At 62.8% G+C, this 24,792-nt stretch carries 27 protein-coding genes; 10 read left to right on the forward strand and 17 right to left on the reverse strand.

Annotation, left to right across the window (positions count from 1 at the left end):
• Positions 1–24 precede the first annotated feature (24 nt).
• Positions 25–516, reverse strand: a complete 492-nt coding sequence (locus tag ACJD00_RS01245; RefSeq protein WP_418908142.1) for a hypothetical protein — start codon at positions 514–516, stop codon at positions 25–27.
• Positions 517–1,099: 583 nt separating this feature from the next.
• On the opposite strand from ACJD00_RS01245, the gene ACJD00_RS01250 reads away from it, so the two are divergent.
• The 3 genes from ACJD00_RS01250 to ACJD00_RS01260 all read left to right on the forward strand — a co-directional run bounded on the left by ACJD00_RS01250 (position 1,100) and on the right by ACJD00_RS01260 (position 3,689).
• Positions 1,100–2,389: an adenylosuccinate synthase gene (locus ACJD00_RS01250; protein ID WP_309410114.1), complete on the forward strand. Its 1,290-nt coding sequence runs from the start codon at positions 1,100–1,102 to the stop codon at positions 2,387–2,389.
• A 92-nt stretch (positions 2,390–2,481) separates the two neighbouring features.
• Positions 2,482–3,024, forward strand: coding sequence for a GNAT family N-acetyltransferase (locus ACJD00_RS01255; protein ID WP_418908143.1), 543 nt, complete (start codon positions 2,482–2,484; stop codon positions 3,022–3,024).
• A gap of 257 nt (positions 3,025–3,281) precedes the next feature.
• Positions 3,282–3,689: a hypothetical protein gene (locus ACJD00_RS01260; protein WP_418908144.1), complete on the forward strand. Its 408-nt coding sequence runs from the start codon at positions 3,282–3,284 to the stop codon at positions 3,687–3,689.
• 71 nt (positions 3,690–3,760) lie between these two features.
• On the opposite strand, the gene ACJD00_RS01265 is transcribed toward ACJD00_RS01260, so the two are convergent.
• From ACJD00_RS01265 to ACJD00_RS01290, 6 genes are all read right to left on the reverse strand, one after another.
• Positions 3,761–4,150 (reverse strand): hypothetical protein, encoded by a 390-nt coding sequence (locus ACJD00_RS01265; protein ID WP_418908145.1) that lies wholly within the window; start codon positions 4,148–4,150, stop codon positions 3,761–3,763.
• 9 nt (positions 4,151–4,159) lie between these two features.
• Positions 4,160–4,462, reverse strand: coding sequence for a PadR family transcriptional regulator (locus tag ACJD00_RS01270; RefSeq protein WP_418908146.1), 303 nt, complete (start codon positions 4,460–4,462; stop codon positions 4,160–4,162).
• 91 nt (positions 4,463–4,553) lie between these two features.
• The gene (locus ACJD00_RS01275) at positions 4,554–5,393 is read right to left on the reverse strand and encodes a PhzF family phenazine biosynthesis protein (protein WP_418908147.1); all 840 of its coding nucleotides are present in this window, start codon (positions 5,391–5,393) and stop codon (positions 4,554–4,556) included.
• A gap of 130 nt (positions 5,394–5,523) precedes the next feature.
• On the reverse strand, positions 5,524–6,885 hold the full coding sequence (locus ACJD00_RS01280; protein WP_418908148.1) for a DUF3100 domain-containing protein: 1,362 nt from the start codon (positions 6,883–6,885) through the stop codon (positions 5,524–5,526).
• 29 nt (positions 6,886–6,914) lie between these two features.
• Entirely contained in the window at positions 6,915–8,111 is a 1,197-nt protein-coding gene (locus ACJD00_RS01285) for a M20 family metallopeptidase (RefSeq protein WP_418908149.1), read from the reverse strand.
• Positions 8,112–8,125: 14 nt separating this feature from the next.
• Complete coding sequence (locus ACJD00_RS01290) at positions 8,126–8,989, reverse strand: MurR/RpiR family transcriptional regulator (RefSeq protein ID WP_418908150.1); 864 nt, start codon at positions 8,987–8,989, stop codon at positions 8,126–8,128.
• A gap of 206 nt (positions 8,990–9,195) precedes the next feature.
• On the opposite strand from ACJD00_RS01290, the gene ACJD00_RS01295 reads away from it, so the two are divergent.
• Together ACJD00_RS01295 and ACJD00_RS01300 are read left to right on the forward strand one after the other, a co-directional pair.
• Complete coding sequence (locus tag ACJD00_RS01295) at positions 9,196–10,458, forward strand: AAA family ATPase (protein ID WP_418908151.1); 1,263 nt, start codon at positions 9,196–9,198, stop codon at positions 10,456–10,458.
• A gap of 3 nt (positions 10,459–10,461) precedes the next feature.
• Positions 10,462–11,922, forward strand: coding sequence for a tetratricopeptide repeat protein (locus tag ACJD00_RS01300; RefSeq protein WP_418908152.1), 1,461 nt, complete (start codon positions 10,462–10,464; stop codon positions 11,920–11,922).
• Positions 11,923–11,941: 19 nt separating this feature from the next.
• On the opposite strand, the gene ACJD00_RS01305 is transcribed toward ACJD00_RS01300, so the two are convergent.
• Positions 11,942–12,709 carry a polysaccharide deacetylase family protein gene (locus ACJD00_RS01305; protein ID WP_418908153.1) on the reverse strand — a complete coding sequence of 256 codons (768 nt, stop codon included), beginning with the start codon at positions 12,707–12,709 and terminating at the stop codon, positions 11,942–11,944.
• 197 nt (positions 12,710–12,906) lie between these two features.
• Between ACJD00_RS01305 and ACJD00_RS01310 the strand changes: the two genes are divergently transcribed.
• On the forward strand, positions 12,907–13,266 hold the full coding sequence (locus tag ACJD00_RS01310) for a hypothetical protein (protein WP_309410102.1): 360 nt from the start codon (positions 12,907–12,909) through the stop codon (positions 13,264–13,266).
• A gap of 3 nt (positions 13,267–13,269) precedes the next feature.
• On the opposite strand, the gene ACJD00_RS01315 is transcribed toward ACJD00_RS01310, so the two are convergent.
• Positions 13,270–14,031 carry a polysaccharide deacetylase family protein gene (locus tag ACJD00_RS01315; RefSeq protein WP_418908154.1) on the reverse strand — a complete coding sequence of 254 codons (762 nt, stop codon included), beginning with the start codon at positions 14,029–14,031 and terminating at the stop codon, positions 13,270–13,272.
• An 85-nt stretch (positions 14,032–14,116) separates the two neighbouring features.
• Between ACJD00_RS01315 and ACJD00_RS01320 the strand changes: the two genes are divergently transcribed.
• Positions 14,117–14,491 carry a hypothetical protein gene (locus ACJD00_RS01320; protein WP_418908155.1) on the forward strand — a complete coding sequence of 125 codons (375 nt, stop codon included), beginning with the start codon at positions 14,117–14,119 and terminating at the stop codon, positions 14,489–14,491.
• A 73-nt stretch (positions 14,492–14,564) separates the two neighbouring features.
• A complete protein-coding gene (locus tag ACJD00_RS01325; protein WP_418908156.1) occupies positions 14,565–14,960 on the forward strand; it encodes a hypothetical protein in 396 nt (131 codons plus the stop codon).
• Here the strand turns inward: ACJD00_RS01325 and ACJD00_RS01330 are convergent.
• The 4 genes from ACJD00_RS01330 to ACJD00_RS01345 form a co-directional block, all read right to left on the reverse strand.
• Complete coding sequence (locus ACJD00_RS01330; RefSeq protein WP_418908157.1) at positions 14,957–16,255, reverse strand: MFS transporter; 1,299 nt, start codon at positions 16,253–16,255, stop codon at positions 14,957–14,959. The two genes, ACJD00_RS01325 and ACJD00_RS01330, sit on opposite strands and share 4 nt — an antisense overlap.
• A 113-nt stretch (positions 16,256–16,368) precedes the next feature.
• The gene (locus ACJD00_RS01335; protein WP_418908158.1) at positions 16,369–17,043 is read right to left on the reverse strand and encodes a cation diffusion facilitator family transporter; all 675 of its coding nucleotides are present in this window, start codon (positions 17,041–17,043) and stop codon (positions 16,369–16,371) included.
• The gene (locus ACJD00_RS01340; RefSeq protein WP_418908159.1) at positions 17,037–17,369 is read right to left on the reverse strand and encodes an ArsR/SmtB family transcription factor; all 333 of its coding nucleotides are present in this window, start codon (positions 17,367–17,369) and stop codon (positions 17,037–17,039) included. Before ACJD00_RS01340 ends, ACJD00_RS01335 begins: the two co-directional genes overlap by 7 nt.
• A gap of 65 nt (positions 17,370–17,434) precedes the next feature.
• A complete protein-coding gene (locus tag ACJD00_RS01345) occupies positions 17,435–19,003 on the reverse strand; it encodes a SulP family inorganic anion transporter (protein WP_418908160.1) in 1,569 nt (522 codons plus the stop codon).
• Between the two features lie 193 nt (positions 19,004–19,196).
• Here ACJD00_RS01345 and ACJD00_RS01350 point away from each other — a divergent pair, with 193 nt between their 5' ends.
• Positions 19,197–19,550 carry a MerR family transcriptional regulator gene (locus tag ACJD00_RS01350; RefSeq protein ID WP_418908161.1) on the forward strand — a complete coding sequence of 118 codons (354 nt, stop codon included), beginning with the start codon at positions 19,197–19,199 and terminating at the stop codon, positions 19,548–19,550.
• On the opposite strand, the gene ACJD00_RS01355 is transcribed toward ACJD00_RS01350, so the two are convergent.
• Positions 19,551–20,129 carry an N-acetyltransferase family protein gene (locus tag ACJD00_RS01355; protein ID WP_418908162.1) on the reverse strand — a complete coding sequence of 193 codons (579 nt, stop codon included), beginning with the start codon at positions 20,127–20,129 and terminating at the stop codon, positions 19,551–19,553.
• Positions 20,130–20,245: 116 nt separating this feature from the next.
• Here ACJD00_RS01355 and ACJD00_RS01360 point away from each other — a divergent pair, with 116 nt between their 5' ends.
• Positions 20,246–20,677: an SRPBCC family protein gene (locus ACJD00_RS01360; protein WP_418908163.1), complete on the forward strand. Its 432-nt coding sequence runs from the start codon at positions 20,246–20,248 to the stop codon at positions 20,675–20,677.
• Between the two features lie 93 nt (positions 20,678–20,770).
• On the opposite strand, the gene ACJD00_RS01365 is transcribed toward ACJD00_RS01360, so the two are convergent.
• Genes ACJD00_RS01365 through ACJD00_RS01375 form a run of 3 tightly spaced genes read right to left on the reverse strand, consistent with a single transcriptional unit; the run spans position 20,771 to position 24,791 of the window.
• Positions 20,771–21,049, reverse strand: a complete 279-nt coding sequence (locus tag ACJD00_RS01365) for an HPr family phosphocarrier protein (protein ID WP_309410091.1) — start codon at positions 21,047–21,049, stop codon at positions 20,771–20,773.
• Positions 21,050–21,081: 32 nt separating this feature from the next.
• Positions 21,082–22,776 (reverse strand): phosphoenolpyruvate--protein phosphotransferase, encoded by a 1,695-nt coding sequence (gene ptsP / locus ACJD00_RS01370; protein ID WP_418908164.1) that lies wholly within the window; start codon positions 22,774–22,776, stop codon positions 21,082–21,084.
• The gene (locus ACJD00_RS01375; RefSeq protein WP_418908165.1) at positions 22,773–24,791 is read right to left on the reverse strand and encodes a PTS fructose transporter subunit IIABC; all 2,019 of its coding nucleotides are present in this window, start codon (positions 24,789–24,791) and stop codon (positions 22,773–22,775) included. The genes ptsP and ACJD00_RS01375 overlap by 4 nt, the downstream gene beginning before the upstream one ends.
• Position 24,792: the final 1 nt, after the last annotated feature.

Consider the following 24,792-nt stretch of genomic DNA (forward strand, 5'->3'; position numbering starts at 1 on the left):
AGGGTCAAGGGGTCTGGCGTTAGCTTAGCGGCTAGTGACGCTGAGCATGATCTCGCGCAGTTGCCAGTACGCCTCGGACTGCATGATTTCCCGGGCTGCCGCAAGGTCCACACTGTCATCGTCGAAGCCCGCGGCCTGCGCAAAATCCTCGGTGGATTCGAAGATCGAATAGAAGTCCGCTCGCGGCATGAAATAGGACAATTCCGGCCCGGAGCCGCGTTGCTGCGCCCGGTCTGCGGTGCTGAGGAATAGGACGATCTTCTTTTTCGCATCTGCCGCATTGCCGGGCTCGGTCTTGACATATTGTTCGGCCACGAACACCGCCGGCGTATGCAGGTCGGCCGCCACCTCACGTGTTTCCAGCTTGGTGCGCTCGTAACGATCCGTGTCGCCGTCGGTGTCCTTGGCCGAGTTGGCCTCGAAAGTCGCGATCGCGAATCCTCGGTCGGTCACGATTTCCCACTGAAGGTAAGGGTTCTTGGGGTCTGCCGAGAGGTCGTCGTCCGCGCGGATCACCCAGTTCGGCGGGTATCTAAAGGAGATATTAAAGCTCTCAAAGCTCTTCCAGTTTGCGGTATCGGCTCCGTCCGGTGGCGTAGAGGGGCTCGTACTTGTGGGTCTATGGTCGGTGCCGAGCGGGTGGGGGAGGGTTCATTGGGAGAGGGCTCGGCCTGCGGCGAACTGCAGGAGATGAGCAGCGTGAGGGTCGGTATGACGGCGAGCCAGCGACGTACGGGTTTCACCGTGGATCCTTCGCGTAGGTCAAGCGTGCGGTGCGCAGTGGAGTGAAGTTAAGCTGTGTGTCCATGATGTCGCGCGCCGGCCTTTAATCAAGGTTTTGGAGCGAAATGATGCGGTCCTGAGCCCGGAATACCGCCGCCCGTTGCCAAATTGAGATCAGGCCGCGACCCGATGGCTCGCCTGTCGGCTCGCACATCCGCGCACGGTTCGGTAAACTTTGGTCGTAAGAGCCCCCTAACTCTTACATGGAGCCCCATGGGCCATGCGAGAAGTGTTAGGGGTTTATTTCTGCCCGGCACCGTGTCGGGACGGCGCGAAGCACGCCGGTCCACTGCTTTTTCGCAAGGGGGAGGATCCCATGCCAGCAATCGTGATCGTCGGAGCCCAGTGGGGCGACGAAGGTAAGGGAAAGGCCACCGACCTGCTCGGCGGCGAGGTCGACTACGTGGTCAAGCCCAACGGCGGTAACAACGCCGGGCACACCGTGGTGGTTAACGGGGAAAAATACGAGCTGAAGCTACTTCCGGCCGGCATTCTCTCCCCGAACGCAACCCCGATCATCGGCAATGGCTGCGTGGTGAACCTGGAGGCCCTCTTCAGCGAAATCGACGGTCTCGAAGCGCGTGGCGCCGACACCTCTCGCCTGCGCGTCTCGGCCAACGCCCACCTGGTGGCCCCGTACCACCAGACCATGGACAAGGTCACCGAGCGCTTCCTGGGCAAGCGCGCCATTGGCACCACCGGCCGCGGCATTGGCCCGGCCTACATGGACAAGGTGGGACGTCTGGGCATTCGCGTGCAGGACGTCTTCGACGAGTCCATCCTGCGCCAAAAGGTCGAAGGTGCACTGCGCCAGAAGAACCAGTTGCTGCTCAAGGTCTACAACCGCCGCAGCGTTGAGGTTGAGGAGATCGTCGAGTACTTCCTCTCCTACGCGGAGCGTCTGCGCCCGCTGGTCATCGACTCTACCTACGTGCTCAACAAGGCGCTGGACGAGGACAAGGTCGTGCTCATGGAAGGTGGCCAGGCCACGTTCCTCGACGTCGATCATGGCACCTACCCGTTCGTGACCTCCTCCAACCCCACCGCCGGCGGCGCTTCGGTGGGTTCGGGCATCGGTCCGACGCGTATCAACCGCTCCATCGGCATCATCAAGGCCTACACCACCCGCGTGGGTGCCGGGCCGTTCCCCACCGAGCTGTTCGATGAAATGGGCGAATACCTGCAGAAGACCGGTGGCGAGTTCGGGGTGAATACCGGTCGTCCGCGTCGCTGCGGTTGGTATGACGCCGTGTTGGCCCGTCATGCCTCGCGCGTTAACGGCTTCACCGACTACTTTGTGACCAAGCTGGACGTACTGACCAACATCGAGAAGATCCCGGTGTGCGTGGCCTATGACGTCGATGGCGTGCGCCACGATGAGATGCCGATGACGCAGACCGACTTCCACCATGCCAAGCCGATCTTCGAATACTTCGATGGCTGGACCGAGGATATCTCCGGGGCTAAGACACTCGAAGACCTGCCGGAGAATGCGCGTAACTACGTGTTGGCCCTTGAGAAGCTCAGCGGTACCCGGTTCTCCGCCATTGGTGTGGGACCGGATCGTGACCAGACGATCGTGCGTTACGACCTGATCAACGACTAAGCGTTTCGCGACGTTCGCGAACCAACTCAACCGGCCTCGGGTGACGACATGTTGCCCGAGGCCGTTGCTTATTCACGGTGCATACTTGAAGTGTGCGTACGGTTACCGGTCCCCGAGTCGAGCTTCGTCCCTGGCGAGCCACGGACGAAGATTTTCTTTTTGACCTCGAGTCGCGCTGGGAAACCGTGCGTTATCTGGGGCCTGCCGCGCGACCAATGATCTCGCGCACAGAAGCGCGTGCCTCCATCGCGCGTCGGCGTGCGTTGCGCCATCCGATTCACGGGATCTGGCTTATCGTCGACCGAGCCACGCAGCATCCACTGGGTAACCTTTTGCTCAAACCGGTACGCCTCTCGAGTGGAGTCGTTGGCCCGGCGCCCGTGGAAGTAGGGTGGCATCTGCATCCCGACGCGCAGGGTGCGGGTTATGCCACGGAGGCCGCTGTCACGATCTTGGATGATGCCGCTACGCGCGGGCTGAAGCACGTGATTGCCGTGGTTGATCCGCGCAACGAGGCGTCGCGCCGGGTGTGCTGGCGGATTGGCATGGTTCAAGGCCCGATGAGTGAGGCTTACTACGATGAATGCAGCCAAGTGTTTAGCTTGGATCTGCCCCGCGAGCCTGCTGCACTCTAAGGCAACAACCTGTGGGGATGAGCCTAGGTCTGCGAGCAGTGAATCAGGACTACGGAATCCCTCGTGGCCGGGCGCTGGCTTGGGTGCGCTTGCCGTTGCATAGGGTCAAGCATGCCAATTAACTCGAAGAACTAGTGCGAGCCCATGGGTACTTCTCCCCAATTGCTTGAGACGAGATAAAGCAGAGCTGTAGATTTATGGCGGTAAATCCCCTCAATCTATGAAAGGTAGCCATGAAAAAGAGGATGAGTCGATCCGTGGCCGTAGTTGTCGCGCTGAGCCTAGGAACCGGCATTGCTGCACCGGCCGTGGCGCAGACCGCGCCGGCCCCAAAGGTTTCGGTTGAGCGTGTAATGACGCAACCCACCGGCGGCGGAAGCGTTGGCATGCTGCAGTATGAGCAGACTTCCCGGGTGCTGCAGCAGGGCATTCCGCAGGGTGGCGAAGCCGCCTTCTGGCAGAAGTACGCAGTCAAGGCCGCCTTGATGGCGTTGAAGAAGACCAACAAGAAGCTTTACAACAAGATCATCTCAAAGGTCGGGCTGGGCAAGAAGAAGTTCGTGGCCTGGTACAACAAGTACATCCGACCGCATATGCCGGGCATCCTGGGCAGCATCTCTGCCGCGGTGATCTACGACGTCATTAAGTGGATCATCGGAATCTAGCGATTCCGAGAAATCTTGGTACAGCGTAGCGGTCCGGGAGGGGTATCTCCGGGCCGTTACGCCATAACTCGCTAGATTTTCGAGGCTCGGCGTAGCGCGCGCAGGAAGTCTATGAGGATGCAGAGGGCAATGACCCCAAGCGCAGGGAGGAAAGTTACCAGCATGTGCCCAAGCGTGACGGCGTCGTCGGCGGACGTCTCGCGTCGGACGATGTTGGAAATTATCCACAGTATGGCGAGCGTACTCCCGATGAACATGAACAGGGGCATACGACGTTTGGTCTTAACCTCCGGGAAAGCTGACGCGTACTCCTCCGGCTCGCCAAATTTTTCGACAGCCTCAGCATAGGTCGAGCACTCACTCGAAACCTCATCAAGTATGTCCCGGATGGTTGTCTTGTCGAGCTCTTGAAGGAAGAGTGAGAAACGAAGTTCGCGTCGGTAGTCATCCACGGTTTTCATATTGTTCTCCTAGGTCAAGGTGTCAATCCAGTTGCGCATTTCCTCGAAGTTGCGCTTTCCGTCAGCGGTGAGTTCGAAGATTTTCCGCGCGGGCCCTCTGTCTGATGTTTCCCATGTCGCCGCGACGAGGCCATCTTCTTCAAGGGTTCGTAACAGCGGATAAAGGGTGCCGCTCTTAATGCCGGAAATCTCCATGGCCTCGAGCTCCTGAAGGATGGCGTATCCGTGCGTGTGGCCCTGTTGGATGGACTTGAGTACCGCGAAGGGTAGGAATGCCCGCTTCAGCTGGTTGTAGGTCTTGGTTCCGCGCACACTCTAAGTATGGTTTCGATCTATGTAAAAAGTCAACATACCGAGGGAGTGCATTTTGACTCGCTACAACCGCGCAGCGTGCGCCGCCTGCCTACAGCCGGGCAACGCCCTCAAAGCCGATCGCGGTGCGACCACCCACCCAGATGATGCCGTCCTCGGCGCGAATCTCGATTTTCCCAGTGCGGCCAAGTCGTCGACCCTGCCCCACGCAATAGCTGACCGGAGCCTTCCCTGTACGAATCATCCACAGCGCGACACCGGCATTTAGACTTCCCGTGACCGGGTCCTCGAGCGCGGGACCACGCGGGGTGAAGGCGCGGATTTCGAAGGAAGCAGCCGAGCCGGTGGGGTAGGCGCCGATGGCACCAACCTTGGTTCCACCGAGGGCCTCCATGTGCGGTTCGAGTGCCAGGACGTCTGAAGCGCTGGCCAGCTGTACCACTGCCCAGCCCGGACCGTTATCGACCCACTGGTGATCAAGGATTTGCGCGCGCTCAATGGAAAACGCGGCGGCGATGCGAACGAGTAGTTCCTCCTCGAGTGGCCCCGAACGTAGGGTCGGTGGGGCCGCGAAGGAAAGCGTGGATTCTTCGGCGCGTACTCGAATCAAGCCAGCGGTGCACTCCTGCGTCACTTCCCCCGGGACTTTCGGTTGCCCACCGTAGTGCAACCAAGCCCGTGCCGAGCCAAGGGTGGGGTGCCCGGCGAAGGGTAGTTCGGTATGCGGAGTGAAAATCCGTGCCCGATAATCTGCCGCCGGGTCGCTGCTTGGTAGCAGGAAGGTGGTTTCCGAGAGGTTTGTCCATCGGGCGATGCGTTGCATGTGCTCGGTGCTTAAATCCCCGGCATCGAGGATTACCGCGACCGGGTTTCCGCCGAAGGCTTCCTCGGAGAACACATCGACTTGGGCATAGGGGTAGGTGCGCGGCATGGTGAACTCTCTCGTCGGTACTGGCCAGTAGGCACAGATGCCGAGCGTATCAATTCTTCGCCGACCGCAGATAAACAGAACACGCCGCCCACGAACCTCGGTTCGTGAGCGGCGTGCGCAGTAATTGGCTCTAGTGCCAGAGGCCCAAGGCGAATTCCGCAATGATGGTGGCGAAGATGAACGAGGCGGTGATTGCCACCAGTCCCACCGGCACGATCTTCCAACCAATTTTCTTCAGCAAGCCCACATCCTTGCCCAGAGACAGTCCTGCGCAGGTGAGCACCACCGTGGTGATAGAGAGGAAGGGGACCGCGGTAAGCGTCGCGACCAGGAAGTCAGCAATCGGTGAAATGGGGCTACAGGCTGCCGCGATCAGCGTGGTCAGCCAGATCAACGAAGGGATCTTGTTCTTGGTGAGCTTGGCTAGATACGCGCCGAGCACCACTAAGAGGCTGATGACAACGTAGGAGAAGATCAGCTGCCAGGTGAAGCCTTCGGCGATTACCGCGGTAGCGATGCCCATAATCGAGAGCACCGGCAGGGTGACCCACAGCGGCACATTCTCTACGGCGCCGACCTCTGAAGCCGACTCGGCGAATTGTGCGTTGGACTCCTCAACCTTGCTGCGGGCGATGTCCTGATCGGCGAGTTCGCCGTTGGCCGCGGCGGAAGTGGCGGCCTGGGCCTTGCGCTTCGCGCCGGTGAGCAGGTTGTAGCACCTGTTCGCCAGCGGCAGGGCAACGAACATGCCTACGTAGGTGCCCATGATGGTGGTGATCAGGTTCGACACCGCCGCCATAGACAAAATGGCTTGTTCCATCTCGGGGTGGGCGGCGGCGATACTGGCCGCGGAGGCGGCCATCATCGACCCGGAGCCCACGCCGGCACCCATGGCCATGGCCAGCGGATCGAAGAAGCCCCAGCTGGCCACTACGGAGGTCAAGAGCGAAATGTAGATCGCGCCGAAGATGGTGCCAAAAACATACATGGCCAGCACACCGCGGTATTCGTCGGAGTTCGAGCCGAAGCGAGCGGAGACCATCGCGAAGGAGGACTCACGGTCGATGGAGAAGGTGGCACCCACGGTCGAGCGCCCCATGCGCAATAACACCGCGAGCGGCAGGGCCAGCACAATTGTGCCCAGCAGGTGGCCAATCTCCTGCAGGAAAAGGGCCGGACCGGCCGAGACGAGTACCGGGATCTGCGGGCCAATATCCGCGGCCAACCGTACCACCAGAAGGAGCACCGCAACGGCGGAGAAGCTGGCGGCAATTTTCTGGGCACGAATGGATACGGGCTTGAACTTTTGCAAGGTCAGCACGGTGCCGATGATCAAGCCCCACACCATCGGGAAAACCAGCAGGGTACCGATCCCGATGTCGAAGGATTTCTTGCCGATGAGTTCGGCGATGATGGCGACCAGCAGGGCGAGGGCCGAGATGGGCAACGCATGTTTGGCGCCGATGGCGGCGGGTTCGGAAATGGTTTTCATGAAAGGTCCTATTGCGAGTGGGTGGGCGGCTAGGCCCGCTGGTAGGCAGCGGTGATGTAACGCTCTCGGTCGGCGCTCACGGCGCCGGCGACCGTGGCCGCGAGACCGAGTGCGGCGTCGTTCATGGCCGTGTAGGCCATCTCGGTGTTGGCCGAAGCGGTGAACCCGGCGGAGTGCACGGGGGCGGTGGCGCCGGGAACGGCGAACATCGGGTGGATCGAGGGGATGACCTGCGAAATGTTGCCCATGTCGGTCGAGCCGCCACCGCCGGTTCCGGCAGGAAGCTCGGTCACGTCATTGCCGCGTACGGCCATCGCCTCATTCCAGAAGGCCGCCATGGCCGGGTCTTGAAGTACGGGTTCGTAGAGTGGTTCGGTGGCCTCGAACTCGAGGCTGGTGCCGGTGGCGATGCTGGCTCCTTCAAAGCAGCGGCGCACCTTGCCCAGTGTCTGTTCGTACTCCTCGAGCGAGAAGGCGCGGACCTCGAAGTGCACTTCGGAGTAGTCGGGGATGATGTTGGTAACCTGCCCGGCTTCGGCGATGTACGAGGCGACCCGGTGCTGGTCCGGTAGTTGCTGGCGCAGCAGACCGATGGCCACCTGGGACAGGGTGGCGGCATCGGCGGCGTTGATCCCGCGGTGCGGCATGGCGGCGGCGTGCGCGGCCTGCCCACGGAACATCGCCTTGAAGCGGCCTACGGCCTGCGTGGTGGTGCCCAGCGGGTTGCAGCTGACCCCTTCGGACATCGGATGAGCCATGAGCGAGAGCCCGACGCCGTCGAAGGCGCCACGCTCAAGGAGTAGGGCCTTGCCGCCTCCGTGCTCTTCGGCTGGGGTGCCGATGACCTTGAGCGTAATGCCGAGTTCGTCGACCAGCGGGGCGAGCGCCAGGGCCGCACCCACGGTGGAACCGGCAATGAGGTTGTGTCCGCATGCGTGCCCGACGACCGGCAGGCAGTCATATTCCACGCAGATGCCCACCACGAGGTCGCCCTGACCAATGGTGCCCTCGAAGGCAGTGGGCAGGTCGCAGATGCCCTCGGTGACCGTGAAACCGGCATCGCGTAGCACCTTGGCAATGGTGCCCGCGGCGCGGTGCTCTTCGAAAGATAGTTCCGGGTGAGCGTGGATATCCCGTGCCATGGCTTCAACCGTGTCCTGAACGGCGGCATAGTTCTGCTCTAGGCGGCGCGAAAGTTCGGCGTCGTGCGCGATGAGTTTACTCATGTGATTTTGGGTCCTTATCTGTCGTAAAGGTCCAGTGCGTCCCACAGCTCGTTGACCTGTTCGAGGTGGGGGCGAATACTGCGTGATTGATGAGCTTCCATGCCGGCGAGGAGTCCATAGACCACCGATAGGGCGGCGGTGGCCGACTGGAATGAGAAAACTCCTTCGCTGGGCACCGGCAAGATATGCGTACTGTGTTTGGCCACCGGGGAGGTCGAGAGGTCGGTGATGGCAATGACGGTGGCCTTGCGTTCTGCGGCGATCCGAGCGGCGGTGCCGAGCTCGCGAATCGGACGCCACAGATGGGTTATGAACACCACGTCTTCTGGCCCCAGGGAATTGAGCGCCGCCGCCAGATGCACGCCCGAGCGCTGCTCGTGCATGGCCGGGTAACCCATGACCGATGCCAGGTGGGCAAGGACCAGCGAGGGCGCACCGTGCGAACCCTGGCCCAGGCAGAGGATGCGCCGCGCCCCACAGAGGGCTTCGATGCTCGCGTCCACGGCCTCCGCGCTGATCAGCGAGCGTGCCATCTCTAGATTCTTGCCGTCCTGAGTCAGCGAGTCATGCACCGGCGAGGTGACCGGTATCAGGTTGCTGAAGGGCGCACTATGCGAGACGTAGACCAGGAACTGCGCGCGTAGCTCGCGTTGCAGGTCGCTCCAACCGCTGTACCCCAGAGCTTGTGCGGTGCGCACCACCGTGGAGCTATTGACTCCAGCACGCGCGGCCACCTCGGAAAGCTCCGCGTAGGCGGCGAACTTCGGGGTCATGCTCAGCGCGTCCACCACGCGTTGCTGGGATTTGGTGAGTTTCGCGCCGGCGAACAGTTCACCGTGCCACGCGGTGGCGGGTACGGCAGCGTCGGTGTCGGGCATGGGTGGCTCCTTTGGCGAATATGTGATGCGCGGCATAGCGCGCACCCTTGCTTGCAAGAGTAAATGCAGAAAGAGCATTTTGCATAGACCGTTGCAGAAAATTGCGCTTCGTTTTTTCTCCGGCCTCCAGCCCACTCGATAGGATGCCAAGTGAAGATCGCGCCGCGAAGCGTGCGAAGGCACTGGGGGAGAAGAGGCAAGCGCCGATGAACGATGCACTGATCCAAAGCCTTGAGCGGGCCGTGAACGCGGCGCCGCAAGACCCGGCGTTGCGCCTGCACCTCGCCCAGCTGCTCACCGACGCGGCCCGGCACGCCGAGGCCTTAGAGCACGTCAACGTGGTGATTCAGCTAGAGGCAGGAAACCGCCAAGCACTTGGCTTGCTGGCCACCATCAGTACTGCGCTGGCCGGAGCGCAGGGCGCGGAAACTGCGAGCGACACCGCCGAGCAGAGCACCGCCGAAGATGGCTTCGACTGGGACTCGGCCGCCGCGCAACTCGGTGATCTGGGTTCCGATCCCTTCGTGTCCGAGGAGCCAAAACTCTCCACCAGCTCGGTCACCGACGAAAATGCCGCGGCGCCATTGGAACCGACTCCGCCGCAGCGGATCACCCTTGCAGATGTCGGTGGCTTGGATGCGGTGAAGCAGCGCCTCACCGAGTCATTCCTCGCGCCACTGCGCAACGCCGAAATCGCAAAGGCCTTCGGAAAGTCCATGCGCGGCGGCCTGCTGCTTTACGGGCCCCCGGGCTGCGGCAAAACCTTTCTGGCCCGCGCCGTGGCCGGGGAATTAGGGGCTTCCTTCCTGCAGGTCTCGATGGCCGATGTGCTCTCCCCATACATCGGCGAGAGTGAAAAGAACCTCCGGAAGCTTTTCGATGAAGCGCGGGCCGCGGCCCCGGCGGTGCTCTTCCTCGATGAAATCGACGCCCTGGGTCTACGTCGTGGATCGCTCACCGGATCGGCTTCTTGGCTTCGGCAAATGGTGAACCAGCTGTTGCTGGAAATGGATTCGATGGCGTCGAATAACGACGGTCTATATGTCCTTGCCGCTACGAACCATCCGTGGGATTTGGATGAGGCGCTGCTGCGTCCTGGACGGTTGGATCGCTCAGTACTGGTGAGCCCGCCCGACGCTCCTGCCCGCGAAAGCATCTTGAAAACCCATCTGGAACAGCGGCCGATCGCCCGGATCAATCTCGCGCAACTCGCCGCGCAGACCGACGGTTTTTCCGGGGCTGACCTTGAACATCTGTGCGTGACCGCCGCGGAGAAGGCCATGATGCAATCCATCGCCGCCGATAACCTCACACCGGTGAGCATGGATCACATGGCGCTGGCGCTCAAGGAAGTGAAACCATCGGTGCTCCCGTGGCTGGAGGCGGCCCGCAATGTGGTGCGCTTTAGCAACGAGAACGGACGGTACGACGATCTCGCGCACTACTTGAAATCACGCGGAATGCTCTAGGCGATGCTCGATTTTGACACCTTGGCGGTGCGTGTACGGCATGCGCTGGCGATCTCGCAACCAGAAACTGCTCGCCGGTTGCTGGCCGAGCACCTCACCGAGCACCGCGGCGAGCCGCACTTCTGGCTTTATTATGCCGCGGCGCTCCTGGCGCTGGAGCGCAACGTGGAAGCCGAGCAGGCCGCACGGCAGGGCCTCGAACTTAATCACCAGATTCCCAATCTGGCCGAATTGCTGGCCAACGCGGTGTACGCACAGGGGCGGGTCGACGAAGCCATCGCCCTGATCCGCGTGCTTATCGAACAGTTTCCCGAGTATCCCGGTGGCCATTACCGATTCGGTCTGTTCCTGCTCTCGCGTTCGGCCAGCCGCGACGATCTGGTGCTAGCGCGCGCGGCGTTCGATCACGCGTTGCACCTGGACCCCGAAGACCCATATGTCTATCAGGCGGCCGCCGTGGCCGCCGACCTCATGGACGATCGCACGGCAGCCCAGCAGTACTTGCGTACTGGGTTATCCCTCGCCCCACAGGATGAGGGTCTGAAATTGGCGGCCATGACCATCGACGGTGGTGAGAAGGTCGTCGGCGACGGTGGCGCACTACTGCGGGGCATGATCGCGCAAAATCCCACCGATGACCGTTTGCATCGGGATTTTGCCGGACAGTTCGTGTCCCGGGCTGCCACCTTGAGCAATCCGATGTGGCTACACATTCCGGTGGTTGCCGCGCTTGCAGCGTTCGGTGCCCGGGCCAGCGAAGGGGTGAGGTGGCTGGTGGTGTCGCTGATCGTGCTAGCTACCGGCGCACTAGTGGGCTACGGATACTTGCGGCTACGGCAAGTCGCCCAGCATATGCCAGCGGGTTATCTAAAAGACGTGATGGCCGCACACCGGCCGCTGGGACGGGCCGGAATGGTGGCCGGTGCGGGGCTACTGGCCGGCGCCGCCGGTGCGGTGGGCGCGGTCTTCGAGCCCTCCCTTTCGGTGTCCATGGCGTTACTGCTACTCGGGGCGCTCGCCGCACAATTCGCGATACAGGGCACGCTGCGTCAGGCGGCCGCGCCGGTGCCACGTACTGCCGACGTCGAACAGTTCGAGCGTTTTGGTTTGCGTCGCAGCGGCATGCTCGCCGCCGGAGGACTGCGCCGACTACTCACCGGCGGGGTGATCTTTCTGCTAACCATGCTGTGCACCGGGATCAATTCGTCCCTAGGCGGGGTGATCGCCGTGGCCCTCGGGCTCGGCCTGCTGAGTACCGGCTGCGTGGTGGGCTACTGGCAGTTGCGGCTCGGACCACGGAGGAACGCCTGGGCGGTCGGTTCAACGATCAGCACCTCCGCCCGATTCCGCCGCTGGGCATTGGTGCGTGGCAACCTCGGAGCGCTGTATTACGTGGCAGCCCACCTGATTGGAGCGGCGCTCTTCCTGCTCATGGGGGTCTCGCTTCTCGCCGAGGGAGCCTAGCGGTGGGAGCGCACAGCGCTCAGTGCTCGGCGAGTTTCGTGCCGGGATTTTCCAGTCGGCTGTACGCCTTAGAGGGTTTGAGCTCGCGCGACTCGAACAGCTTCGAGACGGTCACCAGATGATAGCCCCGCTCCTTGAGCTTGCTCGCCAGCTTCGGCACCGCCTGAACCGAACTTTCGTGGATATCGTGCATCAGCAGTATGGACCCCGGCTTGACCTCATCCAGCGCCGTGGCCACCGTCTTCTTGGCATCAAGGGTTTTCCAGTCCAGGGTATCTACGTCCCAGAGCACCAGCGGCATCGGAATCAGCCGGTCATAGACCACCCCATGGGCGCCATAGGGAGGACGAAGCAGCCGCGGGGTCACCCCGGCCGCCTCGTCGATCGCCTTATTCGTGGTCGACACTTCCCGCTCGATCTGTTCGCGGGTGGACTTGGTGAGATCTCGGTGGTCATAGGTATGGCTGGCGATCTCATGCCCCTCGGCCACCATGCGACGAAGCGCCTCGGGGAACTTGGGTACATTCTTGCCCAGCACGAAGAAGGTGCCCGGGGCCTGCGCCTCGGCTAGTTCGTCCAGCAACCGGTCGGTGTATTTGCCCGGTCCGTCATCGAAGGTCAGCGCAACGCACGCATCGACGCTGCAGTCCACCGGAGCTGGGGCGGCAGGGGATTCGGGTGCCGTATCGGCGGCAGGTTGTGCCGGAGCAGAGCAGCTGGACAATAACAGTGCGGCGGCCATGGCCAAGCCGCACAGGGCACGCGAAGACTTGAGGCGAACGGGCATGAGACTACCTTCGCCGAGCGCCGCATGCCACCCGATCGCGGCGCGCGGAACGTATCCGAAACTTTATGCAAAGCGTGAGCTTCGCCCCAGTCCGGCGAGCATCTTGGCACCGGCGCGCGCCCGGTTTAGGATGAAATGCCACCGTGAGCCGGTGGTGCAGTGCCAACAGTGAAAAAGGTGGACACAGAATGTCGCATATGGGCGAGGAGCTCATCGAAGCGTGGGCCGATGCAACCGCAGAGATCTACAACGAATCGGTGACCGGGCTGAACCTCACCCGGTTGCCCGTGGCCGTGGACCAGTACATTGACCTCTTCGCACGCAGTGAAGAGTTGACCTTCAACCCAGAATCTTCGCCGCTGCACTACTTCGAGCGGCACCCGCACCATGCCGTCTCCGCCATCCTGCGCACCCAAGAGGCCACCGACGAACTGGATGACGAGCAGCTCGAGGCTCTCGAAGCGCTCGCCGACTTCGCGCAGGCTTGGTACGACTTCGACCAGCAGCAAGAGCCCGAGCTGGGGGTTTCAGAGGCCGACGACGAAGAGGGCTGGTAGGAGCTAACCCCGCCTCGCCGAGCCGTCCTCACGGCGGGTATAGGCCTGCCCGTCTCGCATCTCGGTGTCGGCAAAGAGGTCTTCAACGCGCACGAGGGTGAAGCCGGCTTTGCGCAGGGACCGAATCAGTGGCGCCGCGGCGCGCACGGTACTGTCATTGTGCTCATGCATGAGCACGATCGAGCCAGGCCGCGCCTTCGCGAGGACGGTCTTCACCAATTTCTGCGGATCCTGATCCCGGGTGTCATTGCTACCCACATCCCAGAGCACCAGCGGCATTGGGGTGCGCGCGGCGACGCGCTCATCATAGGCGCCATAGGGCGGGCGGAAGATCTGCGGCTTAACCCCGGTGGCCTGCTCGATCACTTCATTGGTCCGCGCCAGCTCCTCGGCCAGTTGCGCATCACTGAGCTCGGTGAATCGTGTGTGGCTGAAGCCATGGGCGCCGATTTGATGCCCCTGTTCTCTTATGGTGCGCAGCGTGTCGTGGCCGGCAGCCACCTTGTGGCCGAGGACGAAAAAGGTGGCTGGTGCTTGGTGCTCGTCCAGGATCCGCAAGAGCCGATCGGTATTCGCGCCCGGGCCATCGTCATAGGTCAGTGCGATACAGCGTGCCACCGAGCAATCGACGGGCGCCGGTGATTGTTCTTCGCCCCGAGCGGTGGGCTCCGGGTCTTCGGTGGGTGCCGCGGCACAGCCCGCGGCAAGGGACAGCGCGGCGAGTAGTACCGCAGGGCGCGTACGACGCGCGATTCTGTCGGTCATGGTTCCAGACTGCCCGGTGACCGGCAAGAACATCAAGTCCCGCAGTCGCTAGCCGGTCGGGCTGGTGGCGGGGCAGAATGCAGCTATGGACTTCGATGATGCTCCGGTCGCTCGAAAGGGGCGGACGGCTCGGGCGGTATGGACCATGCTGTGTGTGGCGGGGATAGCTGTCGCCGGTTATTTTCTGGCTCTTTGGCTTGCGCCGGATGTCAACGCCAGCGGTCAGTGCAGCGGCATTGGTTTTGGGTGCACCCTGACCCCGCGGGACGCGTTGCTGTTCTTTGGATTTCTGCTTGCTCTGCCGGTGCTGATCGGACTGATCATATTTGGCGGTGCCACGGCAGCATTGCTCCTAAGGCATACCCACATGCATCCGGTGCTGATAGGTCTGATCAGTTCCATCGGAGCGCTACTACTTTCGCTGGTGCTTGGCTTCGTTCTGCTCTTCGCGGCGTACTAGCCACAAGCAGTTTGTTATCCACAGTTTGGCTCTTGGCAGGCCGATACATCGCAGGAGCGCGGAGTCTGGGGCCATGACTCAGCAACTACAAACGGCCCGCCAAACCGCCAGGGAACTTAAAGATCGCCGTCGACGCAGGCTTCAGGCATGGATAACGCTCGTCTTCGTGACCTGCGCGAGCTACAAGACTTACGCGGCGCTCACCGCTGCCGCACTCAGCCGGGTCCCCGAAGGGACCCGGCATGGGATCTGCGATAGCTGCGCGTGGACCAGCTACGACACCCTGTATCTGATCGGCACCGTCGCTGGGATCCCCGCGCTGCTGGGGGCAGTCTTTGGCGGTTGGGCGTTGATAGTGGTGCTGGTGCGCACCACCTCGCTGCCCGGGCCGCTCATCGGACTGATCGCCTTGCTTGGCGGAGTTTTCACCCTGCCGATCCTGATCCTCGGCTTGATCATCGCGGTCTAGTCGGTTCGCTGAACAGTATCCGCAGCGCGCAGTGGATGCTCCAGTTCGTCGCGTGCAAAGGCTCCAGCCTTCCATGCGATCACCCCGAAGATCGGAGAGGCCAGCCCGGCCACGACGAAAATCGCGGTCAGCCCCACCAGTTCGGCCAACGGACCGGCCACCGCCATCGACAGGGGCATCAGCGCCAAGGACACAAAGAAGTCCAGGCTGGAGATCCGTCCGAGCAAACGCTTCGGCACCCGGCGTTGCAGCAACGTGCCCCAGATAACCATGCCGATGGCGTCGGTGACCCCGAAGAGAAACAGGATGGAGCAGAGCACGACCAATGAGTCGAGCACGCCCACCAGCGCCAACGGGATCGTCCCGAGTGACCAGCAGGCGGTCATCACGCTCAGGTAGCGACGGGGGAAGCGCGCGGATGCGGTCAGCATGGATCCCAGCGCGGAGCCCACCCCAAAGCACGCCAACACCACACCAAAGGTGCGCGCATCGCCGCCCAGATTATCGCTGACCACGAACGGGATCAGCACTTCAAAGGGCCCGATGAAGGTAAACACCGACACGATCGAAAACAGCAGGGTCCACAGCAGCCACGGGGTTTTGAGGGTGTAGCTGGCTCCTTCGCGCAACTGCTGAAGCATTTTGGGGCCATGCTCATCCTCGGAATCCTGTTCAACCCGGTCGTAATCCGGATTCTTACGGATGAGGCAAAGAACGGCCCAGGCCACTGCGTAGCAGGCCGCAACACCGAAGATAGCTGCGGCTGGAGACAGCGCGGCGACGAGAAAGCCCGCGGACATCGGACCTAGCGCCGTGTGCACCACCGGTCGAACGGTACCTTCGAGTCCATTGGCGGCCAACAGGTCATCCGCGGGGAGGATCCGAGGCAGTAGTGCCGAGTACGCCGGGAAGAAAAATGCCATGGCGGAGCCGGTGACGAAACCGGTGATCATCAGATGCCACAGGGCAAGCTGTCCGGTGAGTGCGAGTAACGCCGTGACACTAAGAACCACGGCGTTGATCGCTTCGACGCCGATGACGATGCGGCGACAAGAGTGGCGATCGGCCATCACCCCGCCGAGGAGCACGAAGAGCAAGAGCCCCATGGCGTTGGACGTCGCGACCATGGACAGTTCGAGGGGTCCGCCGCCTAGCTGGCGAACCTGATAGACCATGGCGACCGCCCACATGCCCGAGGCAAAGGTCGCGATGATAAAAGCGCTGGCCAGTACGACGTAGTCCCTTTGGTGAAAGGGCTTGGTCAGGCGCAGCACGGATGATCGGATAGCTTGCATGTGCTGCTCCTGAGGTACGTGCGGTAACACCATTCTCAGGCTAGTGATTGAGTTCTGTCAATCAGTATTTTTGCGGGCTCGTCAGGGTGTTTCGGTGGTGCGTTGCGTGATGCTCAGCAGCACCCGGAGCAGTTATCCCCGGCTTGCTCGCCCGTCAGGGCGGCTACTGGTTGGGTGCAGGCCTCACCGCGCCAAGCCTCCAGCCCCTCGCGTACCGCGAATGCGGCGATGAATAGGGCCGCCACGGGATCGGCCCAGCCCCAGCCGAAGAGGCTATTTGCCAGCAGGCCAACGAGGACGGCGGCGGAGAGATAGGAGCAGATCAAGGTTTGCTTGGAGTCGGCCACGGCGGAGGCCGATCCCAGTTCTCGCCCGGTGTGCCGCTCGAACCAACTCAGCAACGGCATGATCACAAGACTCGTGACCGTCAGGATGATGCCCACCTTGCTGTGCTCGGGCTGCATTGCTCCGGCGAGGGTCAGTACCGCGCTGATCGAGACGTAGGCGGCTAGTGCGAAGAAGGAAATGGCGATCAGCCGCAGGGCCTTCTTTTCGCGAGACTCTGGGTCGGGGCCGGCAAACTGCCAGGCGACGGCTGCGGCCGAGAGCACCTCGACAATCGAGTCGAGGCCAAATCCAATCAGTGCCACCGACGAGGCGCCGGCTCCTGCGACCAGGGCAATAATGGCCTCGATGACGTTGTAGCCGATCGTCAGACCGACAATGAGGCGGATACGTCGCTTGAGGAGCTCGCGGCGTCCGGGGCTTAGCGCGGGGGAATCTAGCATGTGCAGGCCGGCCCTTCGCAGCAGTCTCTTGAGGGGTGCAGGGCCACCTTGGCTAGCTCGTCGAGGGCGGCGGCCAGGTGCTCATTGCCGATACGGTAGCGGCTGCGTCGCCCTTCGGGTTCGGCCTCGACCAGTCCACAACCGCGCAAACAGGCGAGCTGGTTGGACATCACTTGGCGTGAGACATTCAGTTCGTCGGCCAGATCGGAGGGGAATGCGGGTTTCTCGCGCAGGGCGAGGAGGATTCCCACGCGGGTGGCATCCGATAGCGCGTGGCCGATGCGGGCCAGGGTGGCCGCATGCGAAACCGGGGCAAGTGTGCTCATAAATTCATAGTACATGAAACCATGAATTCAGAAACAGCTGAACTTGCCCCGGCGACTACAGCCGGCTAGTGACCGCCTCCGAGCTTCCCGGCCAGGCGTTCCTGCATTTGCTGGCTGGCCTGATTGAGCCCCTCGATCTCAACGGTCTTGCCATACTTCGCGTACTTCTCCTGGATGGAATCCAGTGCGGCGATGGTCGAGGCATCCCAAAGATGCGACTTATACATGTCGATGACCACGTGGTTGGGGTCTTCGGCGTACTGGAACTGGTAATAGAGGTCATTGGAGGAGGCGAAGAATAGCTCGCCGTCGACCTCGTATTTCACAATCTGCTCGCCGAAGTGCTCCTCGATGCGACGATCGACGGTCACGAAATGCGCCACACGACGCGCAAAGAGAACCATCGCCAAGATCACGCCTCCGATGACGCCGATGGCCAGATTGTGCGTCGCGACGGTCAGGATGACGGTGACTACCATGACCGTGGTTTCCGACTTAGGCATGGTCTTCAGCGAGTTAAGGCTGATGGAGTGCCAATCGAAGGTGGCGTAGGCGACGAAGACCATGATGCCGACCAGGGCTGCCATTGGAATGATGCCCACGATATCGCCAAAGGCTACGACCAGAATGAGCAAGAAGAGTCCGGCCAGGAAGGTGGAAATGCGGGTGCGAGCACCGGAGACCTTGGTGTTGATCATCGTCTGACCGATCATTGCGCAACCGCCCATGCCACCGAAGAAGCCGGTGACGATGTTAGCTACGCCTTGGCCCCACGACTCGCGGGTCTTATTTGAATGGGTATCTGTGATGTCGTCGACGAGCTTGGCGGTCATCAGGGATTCAAGCAATCCTACGAGCGCCATGGATAGCGAGAATGGGAAGATGATCTGGAGGGTTTCCAGATTGAGTGGAACGTCGGGGAAGAATAATGATGGGAGGCTGTCGGGCAGTTCGCCTTTGCTATTCACGTTTGGAACGTCGATGCCGACGAAGACCACAATAAGGGTCAATGTAACGATGGCTACCAACGGTGCGGGGACCACCGTGGTGAGCTTGGGTAAGAATAGTACGATCGCCAGCGCCAGGAGCGCCAGCGGATATACCATCCACGGAACGCCGAAAAGCGTCCAGTCGTGGGTGTCGATACCCAATTCACCGAGCTGCGACATGAAGATGAGGATGGCCAGACCGTTGACGAATCCCACCATCACCGAGCGTGGAATGAAACGCATCAACCTAGCAACGCCCAGCAGTGCGAGGATGATCTGCAGCGCGCCGGCCAGAATCACCGCGGCGATGAAGTAGTCCAGCCCGTGGCTCTTGACCAGAGGGGCGATCACCAATGCCACCGCGCCCGTGGCCGCCGAGATCATAGCCGGCCGTCCGCCGACGAAGGCGATGGTCACGGCCATCGTAAAGGAGGCGAATAGGCCTAAACGTGGGTCCACGCCGGCGATTACCGAGAAGGCGATGGCCTCTGGGATCAGCGCCAACGCCACCACGAGGCCGGCCAGGACCTCGGTCTTCATCAGCCGAGGGGATTTCAAGGTATGTAGAACGGATTGCCGTTCCAGCGGTGTGAGTTCGTGCGTAGCCGTCGCGGCGTGAGTGCTCACGAAATGGGCTCCATTCATGAAAGGGACAGGGATGATTCCTGCGATCTGTGGGTAATCCGGGCTGCGCGCGGCGATGCGCGGTCGAAGACGGATGGTGCCTTGTTGGCAAGTCTCCGGGACAGAGCTTAACCCTAACCTAACGTAAGGGTAGAGTTGAAATTTCTGTGCGTATAATCGCGGTGAACATTGAGCTACGAAGAGAGGCCGGCTGATGCTGATAGGTGATCTGGTCGAGGCCACCGGCCTGTCCCATCGAACCATTCGCCACTATGACGAGGTCGGTCTTCTGCCCGCCAGCACCCGGAGCGAAGGGGGCTACCGAGTGTATTCCGAATCGGACTTGCGGCGCATGCTTCGGATCCGCTCGATGAAACCATTGGGCTTTACCCTCGATGAAATGCGTGAGCTCTTGGACACCATTGACACCTTGGACGCCGATCCCACCGACCCCGCGGTGCGCGAGAAATTCGCCGCTTATGTGGCTTCGGCACAGGCCAAGCGCGATAAATTGGCGCTGAATTTGGAGCGCGCGGATGCTCTGCTGGACGAATTGACCGGGCGTTAATTACTGCCCGAGCGCGTGAGGGGAAGCCAGTCGGCGTTCGAGTAGTACGGTGTCGCGCCAGTGCCCGGCCAGCGGACCGTGGCTCATCAGACCGATCCCTTCGCGCACCCCCACGACGCGAAATCCGTGGCGCTGATGCAGAGCGAGACTGGCCGCGTTTTCGGGAAAGATCGATGCCTGCAACATCCAGATGCCGTTGACCTCGGCCTGTGCAATGAGGTGCCCCAGTAGCGCCTTGCCGATGCCTTGCGCGCGACGCGTTGGATCCACGTAGAGTGAATGCTCAACCACCCCGGCGTAGACCTCACGAGTCGATACCCGGCTGGCGGCGCACCAGCCGAGTACTTCCTGTTCCGCGGACCGCGCCACGGCGCTGAGGCCCGGAATTTTGCCTGTACAGAACTCTGCCCAGTCCTCGGGTGGTGCTTCGGCGAAGGTGGCGTGACCGGAAGCGATCCCGACGGCGAAAATTTCGTGGACGCGCGGCCAGTGTGCCGCCGTCATGGGAATTAGTTGGACTGCTGGCGTTGGCTCGATGGCGTCACCGCTGGTGGCGAACGGTGGTCTGTGCGAGGTCATGCCCACATTATTGCCGAAGCGCAGCGGGAGAGCGTAGCGCGTTTCAGCACACAGGGCACTGTGAATTTTCCGGCAGACCATAGCCGCGGACCGCGGCGCAATGGCATGATGCGGGTATGAGTGAAGTGACGGTATTTGAGTCCTCCGGGGTGATCCGGCTGTCCGTGGCCCGCGTCTGGGAACTGCTCACCGACTGGGTTTCCATGCCGCTGTGGGCGCCCGGGGTGCAGCGCATGCAACCGGCCGAGGACCGCTTGGCTCCCGGTTTGCGTCTGGACTACCTCAGTGCGGGGCATGAGCGTCAACTCACCGTCCACGAAGTGGATCCAGAAAAGCGCTTGGTTTTGCGCACCGGAGATGGCCCGGACTCCTTGGCCTATAGCTTTAGCCTCGACGAGAGCGCGGGACAGGCCAAAATGCTGCTGCGCATCACGGTGCTGAACCCGGATCTGTCCAGCGCGGAACTCGCGGATCTGGCCGAAGAGGTCGCCAAACGCGACGGGGCCACGCTGTATCAGCTCAAGCGCTACGCCGAGAGCGCACCCTAAACGACCCACAGCAGACTTAACCTGCGAAGGCAGGCGACCGATGATCCGGGCGCCTGCCTTCGTTCTGTGCGCGCCGGCGGCGCGCAGCGAGTATTACTCGGTGTCGTGGTCGGTTTCCAGCACGGCGGCAAGGGTATCTAGGACCGCTTCGGCCCCTTCGCCCTCGGCGCGTAGCACGACCTTGGTGCCGTATTCGGCGCCGAGGCCCATGAGCGAGAGGATGCTCGAAGCATCCAGCGCGTCCTCGGCCGGCTCACCTTCGAGGGCGATGGTGACCTCTAGCGGCTGCTCGGAGGCGGCCTCGGCGAAGATCGCGGCCGGACGGGCGTGCAGGCCTACACGGCTGCCAATGGTTGCAATGCGTTCTGCCATGATGACTCCTATTGGTGTGGGTTGTTTGAAGATTACAGGCCGTAGCGTTCGAGTTCGGGTAGTTCGGCGCGCACCAGGGCACGTGCCTCTGCCGCGCTAGGCGCGGCCAGCGCCCGCTCGGCAAGGCTGCGGGCCGTCGACAGGTTGATGGTGCGCAGTACCGCAGCCACCGGGGCCAGTGCTCGCTTGTTCATCGAGAGCGTGGCGACGCCCAAACCGACCAGCACCACCGCAAGGGCCGGATCCGCTGCGGCTTCACCGCACACACCGACGGGCTTACCCCCGGCATTCTGGGCGCCCCGGCAGGAGGCGGCGACCAACTGCAGAACGGCCGGCTGCCACGGGTCGTTCAGTTCCGCCAACGCACCGAGCTGCCGGTCGGCGGCCATGGTGTACTGGGTCAGGTCGTTGGTGCCGATAGACACGAAGTCGCAGGCGCCAAGAATTGGTTCGGCCAACAAGGCAGCGGAGGGCACCTCGATCATCACGCCAGTGGTGCGCAGCTCTGCCTCGGTGGCCAGCTGCGCAAAGTTTGCGGCTTCGGCCGGGGTGGAGATCATCGGGGCCATCACCCAAACTTCGGCCTCGTGGTCCGCCGCGGCCTGGGCAATGGCGGCGAGCTGACGGGCCAACACACCCGGGGTGGCCCCGTCCGTGCGGTAACCGCGCACACCCAATGCCGGGTTCGGTTCGCTGGCGTCGGTGAGGAACGGCAGTGGCTTATCCGCACCCGCATCGAGGGTACGCACCACAACCTTCGCCCCAGCGAAGGCCTCGAACACCGCGCCATAGGCCTCGACCTGTTCTTCGTGGCTCGGTTCCTTATCCCGGTTCAAGAAGCAGAATTCGGTGCGCAACAGGCCCACGCCCTGCGCCCCTGCCGCCGCGGCGGCCTGCGCGTCGCTGCCGCTACCCACATTGGCCAGCAACGGGACGAGGTGGCCGTCGGCCAATTCCCCGGTACCCGAGAATTCCGGCACCTGCTCGCGTGAGGCATAGGCGGTGGCCAAGGCGATTTCCGCGCTACCGGGGTTGCGCACCACGCGGCCATCGATGCCGTCGACGAAGACGAGGTCACCGTCGGCCAGCTCGGTGCTCTGCCCGGCGGCGACTATGGCCGGCAAGCCGAGCGAACGCGCGATGATTGCGGTATGCGACTGGGGCCCGCCATCGGAGGTCACTAGGGCCAGTACCTTGGCCGGGTCGAGGGTTGCCGTATCGGCCGGCGCTAGGTCCACGGCGGCCAGCACGAACGGTTCGTTAGCGTCGGGAATTCCGGGGGCGGGCACCCCGCGCAGGGCCGCGACGATGCGGGCCCGGACGTCCAGCACGTCGGTGGCGCGTTCGGCCATGTAGCCGCCCAGGGCGGTGAGCTGGGTGGCCACGGCGTCGGCGGCTTCCCAGATGGCCGACTCGGCGCAGGTGCCCGAGGCGACGAGCTTGGTCGCGGACTTCAACAGCGAGCGGTCCGCGGCCATCAGCGCGGTAGCCTTCAGCACGGCCTGGGCGTTGCCGGTGGCGTGCGCGGCGCGTTCCTTGAGCTGCGCCGCGACCTGGGCGGCGGCATCGGCTAGGCGCTGGGTTTCGGTTTCTACGCTGGCCCCTGGCGGGAGCGGAGCCCCGTCGGCCGGGGCCGCGATCGGGTCGGGCATCCTGAGCACCGGGCCGATCACCCGTCCGGCGCTGACGCCGACCCCGGCGAACACTTGTTGGGTTGCGTGACTCATGCTGCGACCTTTCCTGCCGTGGCAGCGCCGGCTTCAACGGGTGCCGAACGGCGGGCGAACTTCTTGAGCAATACGACCAGTCCGGCGGAGACGACGGTGCCGATGGCGGTGGCCACCAGGAACATCGGCCAGGTGTTGTTCATGGCGAAGAAGACGAAGATACCACCGTGCGGGGCCTGGGAGAGCACCCCGAAGCTCATGATCAGCGACCCAGTCACACCGGCTCCGACCATGGCGGCCGGGATAACGCGCAGCGGGTCGGCCGCTGCGAAGGGGATCGCGCCTTCGGAGATGAATGCGGCGCCGAGCAACCAGGCGGCCTTGCCGTTTTCGCGTTCGGCCTGGCTGAAGAGCTTGGGGGAGAGCACCGTAGCGAGGGCCAGCGCCAGCGGCGGAACCATACCGGCGGCCATCACCGCGGCCATGATCATCAACGGGGCCGGGTTCTCGGTGATCGACCCGGTTCCTAGACCGGCCACGGCGAAGGAGTAGGCAACCTTGTTCACCGGACCGCCGAGGTCGATGGCCATCATCAGACCGAGGATCAGACCAAGCACCGCGGCGGCGGCACCGGACATGCCCGAGAGCCAGTCGTTCAATGCGACGGTGAGCTTGGCGATCGGGCCGCCGAGGAACAGGAACATCAAGCCGGAGGCAATGATAGATCCCAGCAGTGGAACGATCACCACGGGCATCAGCCCGCGCATAAACCGCGGCACATTCCACGAGTTGATCCAACGCGCCGCGAGACCGGCGAGCAGACCACCGACGATACCGCCGAGGAATCCGGCGCCCATGAATCCGGCGACGGCACCGGCGGTGAAGCCCGGGGCAATACCCGGACGGTCCGCGTAGGCGTAGGCGATGTAACCGGCGAGCGCAGGCACCAAGAAGCCCATGGACAGTGCACCGATCTTGAAGGCCACCGCCCCCAGGTAGGCGGCGAGGCCACCTTCGGGCAGGTTGAACAGCGTATTAGCGCCCAAGATCTCGTCGGCGACATCCGTGATGTCATAACCACCGAACAGGAAGCCCAGCGCGATCAGCAGACCACCACCGGCGACGAAGGGGATCATGTAGCTGACACCGGTCAGCAGCGCTCGCTTCAGTCCGGCACCGACGGATTCCTTGCCGCCGGTCTCTTCGCTGGACTCGCTGGGGCCGCCGGCTGGTACCTTGCGCGCATTCGGGTCATTGGAGGCGGCGGTGGCGTCCTTGATGAGCTTTTCTGGCTCGTCGATGCCGCGCTTCACCGGCACCTGGATCACCGGCTTACCGGCGAAGCGGGCGCGATCGCGCACGTCGACATCCACGGCAAAGATGACCGCGTCCGCGGCGGCGATGGTTTCGGCCGGCAGCGGGGTGGAGCCCGAGGAGCCCTGAGTTTCAACGGCGAAGTCGACGCCCAGATCGGCTGCGGTTTGTGCGAGCGAGTCGGCGGCCATGTAGGTGTGTGCGATGCCGGTCGGGCAGGCGGTAACGGCCACGATGCGCTTTTTCGCCGCCGGCGACTCGGTGGCGGCAGCGGTTTCGGCCGGTGCCTGGGCGGCGGGGGCCTGCGGGGCCTCGGAGGTGACCGCACGGACTAGTTCGACGATCTCTTCGGGGGTCTGAGCCTCGCGCAGCGCAGAGGTGAAGGTCTTCTTCACCAGTGCACGGGCCAGCTTGGAGAGCAGTTTGAGATGGTCCTTATCGGCACCGGCGGGGGCGGCGATGAAGAAGATGAGATCCGCTCCGCCGTCCTTGGCGCCGAAATCCACGGTCTGCGGCAACCGGGCCATGGCCAGGCTGGGCACGGCGACGGCGGCCGAACGGCAGTGCGGAATCGCGATGCCGCCGGGGACACCGGTAGGGGTCTTTTCCTCGCGTGCCAGCCCGTCGGCGGCCAGGGCATCCGCGTCGGTTGCGCGGCCGGTGCCGGCCAGCAGGGCCGACAGCTCCTTGATAACCTCGGCACTGCTGGAACCCAGCGGTGCGTCGAGGCTCACCAACTCGGGGGTAATCAATTCGGTCATT

Source organism: Glutamicibacter endophyticus (assembly GCF_048457885.1).
GTDB classification, from domain to species: Bacteria; Actinomycetota; Actinomycetes; order Actinomycetales; family Micrococcaceae; genus Glutamicibacter; species Glutamicibacter endophyticus.